This window comes from Butyrivibrio sp. TB (assembly GCF_900110805.1).
GTDB lineage: Bacteria > Bacillota > Clostridia > Lachnospirales > Lachnospiraceae > Butyrivibrio > Butyrivibrio fibrisolvens_C.
This window is the reverse complement of sequence record NZ_FOER01000002.1, coordinates 190630-203294: the sequence shown is the minus strand read 5'-3', so window position 1 is coordinate 203294 and position 12665 is coordinate 190630. Positions and strand designations below refer to the sequence as shown.

General features: G+C 40.1%; 10 protein-coding genes. 3 read left to right on the top strand and 7 right to left on the bottom strand.

The annotated features are described in order from the left end of the window. Positions 1-470 precede the first annotated feature (470 nt). From BMX21_RS02215 to BMX21_RS02205, 3 genes are all read right to left on the bottom strand, one after another. Positions 471-2219 carry a type 2 periplasmic-binding domain-containing protein gene (locus tag BMX21_RS02215; protein WP_092040805.1) on the bottom strand — a complete coding sequence of 583 codons (1749 nt, stop codon included), beginning with the start codon at positions 2217-2219 and terminating at the stop codon, positions 471-473. Positions 2220-2339: 120 nt separating this feature from the next. Beyond that, positions 2340-3296, bottom strand: coding sequence for a carbohydrate ABC transporter permease (locus tag BMX21_RS02210; protein ID WP_022755535.1), 957 nt, complete (start codon positions 3294-3296; stop codon positions 2340-2342). A 12-nt stretch (positions 3297-3308) separates the two neighbouring features. Further along, entirely contained in the window at positions 3309-4274 is a 966-nt protein-coding gene (locus BMX21_RS02205) for an ABC transporter permease (protein WP_092040802.1), read from the bottom strand. A gap of 406 nt (positions 4275-4680) precedes the next feature. Between BMX21_RS02205 and BMX21_RS02200 the strand changes: the two genes are divergently transcribed. Beyond that, positions 4681-5637 (top strand): helix-turn-helix domain-containing protein, encoded by a 957-nt coding sequence (locus tag BMX21_RS02200; protein ID WP_022755537.1) that lies wholly within the window; start codon positions 4681-4683, stop codon positions 5635-5637. Between the two features lie 296 nt (positions 5638-5933). On the opposite strand, the gene BMX21_RS02195 is transcribed toward BMX21_RS02200, so the two are convergent. Both BMX21_RS02195 and BMX21_RS02190 read right to left on the bottom strand, forming a co-directional pair. Continuing rightward, positions 5934-7130, bottom strand: a complete 1197-nt coding sequence (locus tag BMX21_RS02195; RefSeq protein ID WP_092040798.1) for a glycosyltransferase family 4 protein — start codon at positions 7128-7130, stop codon at positions 5934-5936. Between the two features lie 257 nt (positions 7131-7387). Continuing rightward, the gene (locus BMX21_RS02190; protein WP_092040794.1) at positions 7388-8398 is read right to left on the bottom strand and encodes a GTP-binding protein; all 1011 of its coding nucleotides are present in this window, start codon (positions 8396-8398) and stop codon (positions 7388-7390) included. 200 nt (positions 8399-8598) lie between these two features. Between BMX21_RS02190 and BMX21_RS02185 the strand changes: the two genes are divergently transcribed. Then, positions 8599-9639 (top strand): DUF3089 domain-containing protein, encoded by a 1041-nt coding sequence (locus BMX21_RS02185; protein WP_022755540.1) that lies wholly within the window; start codon positions 8599-8601, stop codon positions 9637-9639. Between the two features lie 115 nt (positions 9640-9754). Here BMX21_RS02185 and BMX21_RS02180 read toward each other — a convergent pair whose 3' ends face one another. Then, the gene (locus tag BMX21_RS02180) at positions 9755-11029 is read right to left on the bottom strand and encodes a hypothetical protein (RefSeq protein WP_143057194.1); all 1275 of its coding nucleotides are present in this window, start codon (positions 11027-11029) and stop codon (positions 9755-9757) included. A 275-nt stretch (positions 11030-11304) separates the two neighbouring features. On the opposite strand from BMX21_RS02180, the gene BMX21_RS02175 reads away from it, so the two are divergent. Then, positions 11305-11949, top strand: a complete 645-nt coding sequence (locus BMX21_RS02175; protein WP_092040787.1) for an SDR family NAD(P)-dependent oxidoreductase — start codon at positions 11305-11307, stop codon at positions 11947-11949. Between the two features lie 60 nt (positions 11950-12009). Here BMX21_RS02175 and BMX21_RS02170 read toward each other — a convergent pair whose 3' ends face one another. Continuing rightward, entirely contained in the window at positions 12010-12588 is a 579-nt protein-coding gene (locus BMX21_RS02170) for an ECF transporter S component (RefSeq protein ID WP_092040783.1), read from the bottom strand. Positions 12589-12665: the final 77 nt, after the last annotated feature.

Genomic DNA, 12665 nt, shown 5'->3' with positions numbered 1-12665 from the left:
TTCTGAATCAAATATCATTTTTTTTATTTTTTAAATAATGACTATAAAAAAGAAGATTCCGAAAGTTACCTTTTGCAGCACATTCAGCTGTAGGTTCCATTAACCAGCTGAAAATCACTGTTTTTATTCATCATTAACCTCATGTCGCGAGCAAAGCGAGTGACTAATGGTTCAAATTGATGGAGCTCGCGTCATCAATTTGGGTTTGAAAGTGGAACACTTTCAAACTTTACACTTATTACTTAACGCTATTATTTGATTTTGTATTTATAGTCATTATTTAAAACATAAAGAAAAGATATATCATAACAATTAAATTCACACACTTAGCATTTACACTTCGTTTACTCTTTTTAAAGTGATCCCCGGGCCACTCCAAGATTTAGCCCGAGGATCTTCTTTTTTGAAATGTGATTGTCACAAAGATGGAGCTGTTTATTTATTTAAGAAAGGGTAAGTATGAAAACATATTATTTCATCTTGGAGGTCATGCCGTTATTGTAAGCTTCACCTCTTTCATCGATGATAGCCTGATATCCGGCATCAAGGTACTCCTGCTTGAACTGCTCATAGAGAGTATCGAACTCATCTTCTGATGCAACTACAAGCTTAGAAGCAAACTCTTCATAAAGGCCAAGGAGTGTCTCCTGGTTATCTGTTACAGATGTAAGAGTTACAGCGAAGTTACAGTCAGGCTGGATGACACCGCTATCAACCATTGCTTCCATTCCGTTGTAGTTATCAAGGATCTGCTGATACCACTCATCAGAATCAGGATAGTTAACTGGCATGTTGAGCTTGATATCATCTTCGATAGAACCAAGTGTCTTGGACTCAACTGCTACGCACCAGTAATCCTTGTTGTTATTGGCCATAGCATACTCGCCTTCTGTGTTGTTAGTAATTACAGGATATCCGTTCTCATCATATTCGAAAGTCTCACCTTCGATACCATACTGCATTGTGAAAAGAGCACTTGTACCATCAACTTCACCTGCGAGCATCCATTCCATGTACATCATAGCTGCTGTGATCTGATCTTCAGAAGCAAGGGCTGAGAAGCCGATCATCATACCGAAGTTGTTGTTAGGACGATATGCATTGGTTGTTGAGATTCCATCAGAGCCTGTATCCTCGATAAGACCAGGACATACAGCGATTGAAAGGTGTGCGTCAGGATTGGTCTCATAGAAGGAATCAAGAACTGAGATTGAAGGAGCGATATAAGCTGAGTATGTAAATGCATTGCCTGCGATGAAGTCAGCTTCGCCATCTGTAGCTTCTCTCTGTGTAAAGTCAGGATTGAAATATCCAAGGTTGTAAAGTTCGTTTCTTCTCTTAAGAAGGTTCTTCTGAGCCTCTGTAGAAAGAGCAGGGATAGCATAATCACCTGTTGTAGCCCACTCATATTCATCCTGAGGGTTCTTTCTATAGCCATAATTCTGGTCTACACCTGCACCAGAGATCTTGGTTCCGCCTGCAGGATATTCAGAAAGTCCAGCTTCCTTGATAGCTTCGTAAACTTTAAGAGTATCATCCCAAGTTGTAGGATATTCCATGCCGATCTGATCAAGCCAGTCCTGACGATAGAATGTTACGTAGTTGTATGTGTTCTGTGAATAAGGTCTTTCTGCAAGAGCAAAATATGTTGTGTCGTTAAGATCTGTGTAGTCAAGGTTGCCCTGCTCTTCCATCATTGCATAGTAGTTAGGAGCTACAGTCTTGAACTTCTCAAGATCAAGTTCCTGAAGATATCCATCATCAGCCCACTGTGCCTGCTTAGGGAAGTCGTATTCCATAAGGATTGTAGGAAGATCCTGAGCGTTAGCAAGGTTAGCATATGCATTGAGAACGTCTCCACGAGGGATTGCTACGAACTCAACTGTGATGTTGTACTTGTCACCAAAATTGGTCTGTACCCACTGTGTCCAGTAGTTGTTGGTAACATCTACTTCGCCGCCTCTGTCATATACAGGGATCTGAATAGTTACGTTATCTGCAAATGGCTGCCAGGAGTCAATACCTGTGCCTTCTGCTGCCTGCTCTCCGCTTTCAGTTACAGTAGCTGAATTATCAGCTTCCTTCTGAGTCGTGTCCTGTGATGTCTGTGTGTCTGTTCCGCTCTCCCCTGTTGAACTGGAACATCCAACAAGCGCGCCCATTACCATTGCACTACTCATTGCAATAGCAAGGCTTCTGTTTAGCATTTTCTTTTTCATATAAAATCCTCCTTTTAATAAAGACTTTATTATTTACTTTTTTAGCCTCGTGCTTGGAGCACAGTTGACTTTTTGACAATTGTCCATCCTTGCCATGGACGGCAAGGATATTGTCAAAAATCAACCTTTTACCGCACCAACCATAGTTCCTTTTACGAAGTATTTCTGAACGAAAGGATAGATGATGATGATCGGTATTGTTACGAACATAACTGATGCTGCCTGAAGTACTTCAGGTGTAGATGTCACATTGGTTGCCTCTGTAAGAGCTGTAGAAGCTGCTTCCTGAGCATTTAAGATCATCTCGTAGAGCTTGTACTGAGCCATCTTAAGTTCATTACTTCTGATATAGTACATGTTGTCGCCGTAAGCATTCCAACGACCTACTGCATAGAAGAGAGTCAGTGTTGCAAGGATTGGCTTAGAAAGAGGAAGCACTATCTTGAACAGGATCTGTAAGTTTGAAGCTCCATCCAGGAATGCTGACTCCTCAAGCTCATCCGGTATATTTGATATAAAATAGTTCTTCATGATCAGCATATTGTAAGCTGAGTATATAAGTGGCCATATAAGAACCCACATTGTGTTAAGAAGATGAAGGTCACTATACAAAAGGTATGTAGGAAGATTACCTGCACCAAAGTACATAGGAACCATCAGTAAAAATGTTATAACTGCTCTTCCCTTAAGTCTCTTCTTGGAAAGAGGATATGCTGCGCAGGTACATACGATCATACCAAGAAGTGTAAAGATTGCAGTAACTTCTACACTATAGATCATTGAATGAGTCATACTTCCATCTTCAATGATGGATCTGTATGCATCTAAAGTTACATCTATGGGCCACAGATATACAGACTTTGCAGCAACCGCAGCATTGGATGATATAGACTTTACTGCTACATGCCAGAATGGAAGCAGACATGTGAGTGATAAGATTCCTATTATCAGTACTATTACAACATCACTTATGTGAAGCTTGCTGATAGCCCTGCTTCCACCTGCAGAGATATCATTTTCTTTATCTTTTCTTTTGCCGGCCATTACCTTGCCTCCCTTAAAAACCGCTGTATCCATCTTGGTCCTCCTTTATAAAAGCCCTGTTTCGCCAAGAGCTTTGGCAACTCTGTCTGCGATCAGTACCATTGCAAGACCGACAAGTGACTGGAACAGATTAGCTGCAGTACCTATAGAATAGTGCTGACCGGAAAAACCGTAATCATATATGTATACCGCCAGCTGATACTGGAAATCTCTTACAAGAGCATTGTCAAGTGCTACAAGTCTTTCAAGGTTTGATCCCATAAGACGTCCAAGGTTCATGATAAGAAGAGTTACGATTGTAGGACGGATTCCGGGAAGTGTGATATGCCATATTCTCTGCCAGCGGTTTGCGCCATCGATCATAGCTGCTTCATACAAGTCACCGCTTATACCTGTTATTGCTGCAAGATATAGGATAGATCCCCATCCCATTCCCTGCCATACACCGATGAGCAGATAAGTTACAGCCCAGTGAAACTTCTCAGTAAGGAAAGGAATACCCTGGTCTATCCAACCAAGACTTGTAAGTGTCATGTTGATAAGACCTGTATTGGTACGGAACATCGTAAGTGCGATGGAACCGATAACTGCCCATGAAAGGAAATGTGGCAGATAGAGAATTGTCTGTGTTACCTTTTTGTATTTTGGAAATCTTAGCTCGTTGAGCATGACTGCAAGTATTATTGGCATCGGGAATCCAAGAGCAAGATCCAGAAGGTTAAATACTATTGAATTCCTAAGAGCCATGAAGAACCTTGCACTTGAAGTTCCGGTGAACAGATCCACGAAGTTCTTCATGCCTACCCAGTCACTTCCGCTGTAACCCTTCATGACTTTGTAGTTCATGAATACCATTCTCAGCCCCGGATACGCTGCATAGTTGAATAGAAAAACCATGGCAAGCGGAAAAATCAATAGCAGATATAGCTGCCAGTCTCTTTTAAACGCTTTTTTCCAGCTTGTCTTTACTTGCGGTACAGTCTTTGCTACCGCCTTATTACCTTTACCCATTATGAAACCTCCTCCAAGAATATCAGAAACCAATATACTAATTGTATAAATTTATATCAAATAGCTATTATATAATTCCAGCTAGATCATGCCGGATCAGACGAACATTTATTACATTTTCAATTGTATGGTTATATGGTCATTTATTCACTTCATTTCATCCACAAAAACTATGCATTTTCAACCATAATAAAATCAAAATCACCAACTATTGTCTATTATTTACTAAATTTGTTAGTGATTTTTGTTGATTATCATGTTTTTACCTGCATTTTTAATTTAATATACAATAAATTATTTTGATTTTCGTTCATTTTTTCGGTCAGAAATGCATTATCAAAACTTTACTTTATTTTCCGTCATATTATATACTTGATAGTGAATTCACATGGAGGTATTAGACAATATGCCCAAATCAAAGCAGCAAACAATAGAATTCAGAAGCTATGATCTACCGGAATATTTTCCGGTATTACTTCTTTCAGGAGAACAGTGGAGGATCTCTGATATTCCTTCAGGTACTCTTCATTTTCATAACTGCCTTGAAATAGGACTATGCGAGACAGACAGCGGTACCATGGAATTTATGGGTGAGAAGCGTTCATTTCACGCGGGAGATGTCACCATCGTAGCCAACAACATATCCCATACCACATATTCAGATCCGGGATGTGCCAGCAAATGGTCCTATATATTTGTTGATATACAGTCTCTTCTTGAGCCTTTATTCCCTTTAAGCGCTCTGGAGCACTCAGCAGAGCTCAACAAGATGATCCACAACTATTATGGGATACTTCCAAGGTCAGAATATCCCGATATCTACAACCTTGTAACAGCCGCGATCTGCGAACTTAGAAGAAAAGGCAGCAACTATGAGTTCTCAGTAAGAGGTTTACTTATGGCGCTCATAGTCAAGCTTTTCCCTATATACAAAGAGTATGAACTAACAGCAAGCGAGCATCCTCACGAGAATGCCCTTGTTATCGCACCTGCTATCGACTATATCCAGGAGCATTACATGGAAGATTTTGTAATGGAAGATCTGGCAGCCATGTGTTCCTTGTCACCAACTCACTTCAGGCGCTTGTTCACTGCTATAGTTGGGGACGGACCACTTAGATACCTTAATCACATCAGAGTTCAGAAGGCATCTGTTCTTCTACGCACAACAGAGATGCCTATTCTCAACATTTCTGATGAAGTAGGTTTTCACTCATTATCAAGTTTTAATCGTCATTTTCTGGAAGATTTTGGAGAAGCGCCAAGAGACTGGCGCAAGAAAGTTGTTGCAACTCAGAGCCGTTCCATCATGAAGTTTGCCGGCTGGATGGTTCCTCCATCAGTAAGGCAGGGGACCAGGTAAGGCTTGTATAGATAGATCAGTATCCCGATAGCATTTGTAATGGGTGGGCAGTATATAAAACGTTGCCACACTGTTAATCGTTTTATAATTCATGGCATGATATCTGGAACCTTTTATTCTGGGGTCCGAAACTCGCTTCGCGGGGGCATGCGGACCCCGGGCAGAATAAAAGGCTCCATCTATCACGCTCATGAATTTTATAAAACGATTAAAAAGTGTGGCAACGTTTTATATACTGCCCACCCATTACAAATGCTATCGGGATACTGATCCGTCCCAGCGAAAAGTTTGTATAGCTATAGCGGCTTTTCAGGATTGATGTATGGTTTTATTATTGGGGCGTAGCTCATGGGGCCGTCGTTTGGGGCTATGTATTCTTTATCTTTGAGCATAGCTGTGCAGAAGTCTATAAGACGTCTAGCGGCAATGTTGCTATTCCACAGGCTTGTGATGGTATCGTAGGCATTGTTGCCAAACTTCTGCTGCTTGGATGGGTGTCTGACCAGATCTTCTGCCTTATTCAGGAAGCTTTGGAGGTCTTCTGCATTGTAGATGTAGCCGTTCTCTCCATCTTTGATAAGATATGGGACTGCGCCTGCCATGGAGCCTGCTACAACAGCACAGCCTGCATTCATAGCTTCATTAACAACAGCGCCCCAGCCCTCAAGGTTGTTACTTGTAAACAGATATATATGAGCCTCTTCCATCATCTGTCTTACTCTGCTCGGAGGGAGAAAGCCGTGGAAGGTCACAACATCAGTAAGTCTGTTCTCATCGACATAGTAGTGAAGATCATCCCCCATCTCTCCGTCTCCAACCACATCTATATGAAATGAATAGTTTTTCTCCTTTAAATATGCAGCAAGTTCAAGGGCAAATTCCGGATGCTTGACACCGTCCATGAACCTTCCGGCCCACAGGATACGTGGTGTCTTGTTGTCCTCCATCCTTTTCATATTCCTCATCTGCTCTTTGGTATATTCTCTGTATTCAGGAAAATATCCCCATCTAAACATCTTATTAGGATATGCACCTATAAGAGCAAAATCAGAGGCAACATAGGCTCCATTACAAAGCATATATACTTTTTTATTTCTAAATCTGATATGTTCTTTGTATTTTGAGATAAGGCCTTTAGGGGATATTGCCTTCCACTGACCTTCTCTATATATCCTTTCGCTCATCCGAAGTAGGAGCTTTCCGCTATCAGCTCTTTTAAGACAAGCTTCCCTTACTTCATCATTCTCAGTCCATCCAAGCATTACTACATCAAAATCATTAATTGCATTGAGAGTGAATATCTTGTCATTATCATAGATCTTAAGATAGGTCAGAGATGACACATCAACACCCCATCCCATGCGAACTCTTTCCTCTTCCATAGGCTGGGTCTGAACAAATATAAAATTCTCATCACCAATTATCCTCATAATAGCTTCGCACAGAGGGATCTGATGATGATTGATATAATTCGAAACAAATAGGAATTTCATAATATATAGAGCGTCTCCCAAGTTGTATTTAGGATAGAGCCGACATGTGCAACTTGCATTTATGTCAAAGTCCTATATTATATTGTATCACATCTGCTATATAGGCCAAAATTTCATAAAAAAATGTGTAGAAACCCTTGCAGCCATGGCGATTCAAAAAACATATAGTTTTTTCTGAATCTCCAAGGCCGCAAGGGCTGGTGTATTTTTTGTAAGTAGAAGAAGCGATTATTAAATTAGACATTCAAACTTCGCACTTATTTTAGCAAATTTTCAAAATCTGCTGTAGGAAAGTAATTGTTTATCTTATCAGAGCTTAGATTCTCTCCTATGACTATGATTACTTCCTGGGCATTAGAGATATGATTTATGCTTAGCTTTTCTCTTGTTGCGTTAACTTCTATATATCCTTCAGCACCATCTTTGGCGAAGCCTTTGATCCTGATGATGTGTCCGCATTTGGGATCATTAATAGCTTTATCAATACTACTTATAAGCTCATCTTTTGTAAGCGTGACTCCAAACAGATACAGATTTGAAAATGAACCGCCATCATTTCCTAAAGCACCGGAGCCTGTCATGGACAGCTGCTTTTTTTCATAATCTCCATGTACATAGCCTGCCGAAGCTATCCTTCTAAAGTCATCATCTAATAGCCCATCTGCCTTTTTATTAATAAAAAAGTTATCAAAAGCTTCTGCTGATCTGAATATATCCTGCCTCTTAACGCCTATTCCAAGTAAGGCAGTTCTGATATGCTCTTTGACTTTTGTGATCTGCTCATCCGATACATCTTCTGTTTTGGACAATACTACTATTCCCGCATCAGCTATTTCAGATGCAAGGACATAATCTGCATCTTCAGAGAGGTTATCTTCAAGATCTGCTGATGCTATCGCTATGACACTGCCTATCTCATACCAGTTATCAAGGGGGGATTCATAAAGGGTATCAAAAAATTCATCCATATCAAATATCCCGGAAGGCTCAATGATAACTCTTTGATATCCTGACATAGCAAGCGTTATGAGTTTGGTCTTAAGTCTTCTTTGGTGGGCTTCTCGTCCGTCACCTCCGACTATCATCTCAACGCCGCACATGTCGCTTCTTATGTCTTCAAGCAGCGCTACGTCTACATTGACAGCACCGTAATCATTTTCAAGTATGCATATCTTGATCCCCTGATCATTCAAAAATCTGACATACTTTTTTATAAATGTTGTTTTGCCCGAACCAAGGAATCCGGTTATGAGATCAACTTTAATCATTATCTTTCCTCGCAATTTATCAACAACTCACTACTGCTAATGATATCATAATGCAATGATTATCGGCATCTAAATAGTTGTCATTATATTGTTTGCTTATTGATATTTTATATTCAAAATATGGTACACTTTATATTATCAGTATGTTTTTTAGTTAGTATACTTTTTATCTTTCAAATATACGAAAGGCAGGTATCTCTATGAAGAAAAAAATATCACTGATTCTGTTATCACTGATCGTATTATTTACTATCTATCCGCACATAGCTATCAACGCATATGCCGTCAATGTCCTTCCATTTACAAGTTCTCTTGACTATTCCAGACAGGATAACTGGCTATACGATGGAGCCTATCCCGAAAACAGCGTAGATGTATTCATAGTTGCTCCTACTGTTGATACCAAAAGTGAGACCAATTCTGCGATCACTCCGGCTTTTAAAAAGATCTTCAGAAATGCAATGAATCAGCAACAAGCCATATATGCTAATACTGCAAGAATCTATGCTCCTTATTACAGGCAGGCTTCTATAAATGTATATTCTATGGAGGATAGCGCTGCAAGAGATACAGTTATGAACAATGCTTACATGGATGTCTCTGCAGCATTCAGATACTATCTGGAGCACAAAAACAACGGACGTCCACTGATTCTGGCCGGTTTCTCTCAAGGTGCAGACATGTGTTACAGGATACTTGAAGAGTATTACGGCGGATCAGGTGAAAGAGCATCCTATCTTAGAGATAACCTTATAGCTGTATACGCTATCGGCTGGTGCATGACAGAGGATATGATCTTAAAGTATCCTCAGATAGTCCCCGCTACAGGCGAGACAGATACCGGCGTTGTAGTAAGCTATGACTGCGAAGCATTCGGCGTTACAGATACTATAATAGTCCCTAATGGCACAAAAGCAATCTCTATAAATCCTCTTACCTGGAGCACAGATACAGCTCCTGCCGACAGATCACTCAATAAGGGCAGCGTAACTCAGGACAGTAAAACAGGTGCTATCCTCTCAGTAGATCAAGGCAGATACGGGGCTTACATCGATCCTGTAAGGGGGACTCTTATTGTAACTGATATAGATGTAAATGAATATCCTCCGGTACTTTCTATTTTCCCGGAAGGAAGTCTTCACCTATATGACAATTTCCTATTTTTTGTAAATCTTCAGGAGAATGTCCAAAAGCGTACAGAGGCTTTTCTTCAGAAAAAAGCTACAGATAATGCTGCATAAGTTCATTAAGCCATAAATATTTTTCCTAAATCAAAAACTTCCCACTATGACAAAAACAGCTCCAGAAGATGGAGTCAGTTTGGCAAGTGGGAAGTTTTTATTTCTTTATCAAAGCTTAGTCCAGAGTACTATAAAATGAATCTATGTTTTCTTCAGGAAGCGCTACCGGATCCCATCCGTAATCCTGATAAGATGTGATATTAAGGCCATTTGCAGCCACATAGTTAGCGATTATCTGAGCTCTTATCTCTTCTCTTACATTTTCATCTTCGCCGTCTTTTATAAATGTATCATACAGATCGCCAAATATCTTCTTGGCACTCTCATCAAAGTCAGCGCCGTCTTCTACTATATCCATAGATATAACTTCATAACCTTCATCGGTGCTCTTAAGATGTATACATCCCGGATATGAACCACCTGATGTACACTCAAGCACGTCTCCATTAAGATTATAATTGAAGATCCAGAAGTTGCCATAAACCTTGATATCATCCTTATCAGATTCATCTTCTGATATGATAACAGGGCAAGGGATGCATACGTCATAATCTGAATAGTTCTTAGACAGTTCATCGATCATATAATCATACAGTACAGTATAAAAAAGTTCCGGTCCCGGATATTCATAAGCCGGCACTTGGCTGCTTGAAGACGCGCCTCCTACAGGCTGGAATTCTATAACCTCTACATTATCAAGTTCTGCAAAAAGTTCGTCAAAGCGGCTCTTGGCAGTTTCCTCATCATAATCCTCAAACTGACTGTTGCAGGTCTTATAATAATATGTGTCATTGCCATCTGTGTCATAGCTGACATATGCCTCTTCAAGCTCGACCATATTTTCGCTATCAATTGTATACTTGGTCATAAAATGGTTGCCGCCAACGTACAGATTGCCATCCGCTACTTCTAACGGATATGCAGTTCCACCTGCGCATACACTTCCAAGATATTGAGGGGCTCCATCTTTATAGATAAAAATGTCTGCGTCTATAGCAGCATAAATTCCCTCTTCCCATTCATAAGTTCCGCTCGACACAAGTAGTACATCAGCATCACCTATAGTTACATTAGCATATCCCTTACCATCTTCAAGCTTATCTACTATCTGAGTGAAGGTATCACAGCCTGATATATCCACGGAAGATTCCTGTGAAGGAGCCTCATATACATCAGATACATTGAACGATGAAGGATCATAAGAGCTATCAACAGTTTCATTAGTAGCGTCGCTTGCAGATGAATTCTTATCTTCAGCAGAATTATCAGTCACGGCATTTTCAGAAGCCAAAACACTAGCATCCTCTTGACCTTTAGAACCAGAGCACCCCGGAAGGACGAGTGCCATTGACAGACACATTGCAATACTACTTAACATTTTCTTTTTCATATACTAATTCCATCCTTTCTATATTAAAGTATTTGTAAGGGTCCAAAGGAACTTTTGACACCTACCTCATTATATACCCATACAATTTTTTAGCCAAAAATAGTATACCTATCAGTTTGAAACCTCCTGATATCTTATAGCAATTGCTTCCGGATCATTTTTTACTTATTATAAAATATATAACTCAGTCTTTCTGCTTATAAATCAAGAAGACAAAGATTGTAATAATAGAAGCAAATCAATCACTTGCTTTGCTCGCGACATGAGGTTAATTTATGAGAATACTGATTACGGGAACCAGTCAGGGAATAGGCCTTGCATGTGCCAGGAAGTATGTTTCAATGGGACATGAAGTTATAGGTTTTGACATACAGGATACAGATTTTAAGGACAGCTCTTATACTCATATGATAGTTGATATCACAAGCGAACTTCCTGACATAGACAATGTGGAGGTTCTTATCAATAACGCTGGAATTCAGGACGGCCCAGGTGTGATTGATACCAATCTGAAAGCTACGATAGCAGTTACAGAAAAATATGCTTTTACAAACAGCATACATTCTGTCCTATTCATGGCTTCATCAAGTGCATCAAACGGTGCGGAATTCCCTGAATATGCTGCCAGTAAAGGCGGCGTGGTTACTTACATGAAAAATACCGCACTAAGACTGGCCAAGTACGGAGCTACATCTAACAGTATATCCGCGGGAGGAGTATATACTCCACTCAATTCTCATATCATGGATGATCCGGATCTTATGGAGCAGTGCCTTAATGAGACTCTCCTGCACCGCTGGGCATCGGCTGACGAGATTGCAGAACTTGCTTACTATCTCACCAATGTCAACAAAAGTATGACAGGTCAGGACCTTCTTATCGACAACGGTGAACAGCTAAAATCTAATTTTATCTGGTAAAAAAATCGGCACATCCATCTACATTTATGGATGTGCCGATATACTTATAAAAACCTTCTCTTATTCTGCTGTTCTTGTTTTGTAATCTATAAATCCGCTTGGGAGTACTTTTACACATGCAGCTACAAGGAAATTAGCAACAAGTTTATCTACATAGTCAGTTACAAGCTGTGTAAGGAATGCACCTCCAAATAGTTTGAGTGCTGTCTGTGACAGAACCTGTACTACAAATGTAGTGAATACAGCTGATGTAATTCCGCCAAAAAGAAATGTCTCAATGCATGCTGAAAGCATAGATGCAGGCAGCACTACAAGAAAAGTCTTCCAAAGAATCGAAACCGGATCTTTTTTCTTGTTTCTGAACAAAAATCCTGCGATCACACCCATAAGCACACCGCTAAGTGAGAAGTATATAGCATATACATCTCCTGTAACGCCGCATATAAGTCCTCCTACAAGTGCTGTAAGACCGCCTGCTACTGGTCCAAGTGTAAATGCTGCAAGCATTGTTCCTATGCTGTCAAGGAATATAGGAAGGCTTAGCACAAGAGCTATCTTGCTTCCTACGATGTTGATTGCTACAGCTGCAGCGATAATTGTCAGTTTTTTTACGTTGTATTTCATTTTCATACGCTCCATTTTTAACCTCATGTCACGAGCTAAGCGAGTGGCTAATGGTTCAAATTGATGGAGCTCGCGCCATCAATTTGGGTTTG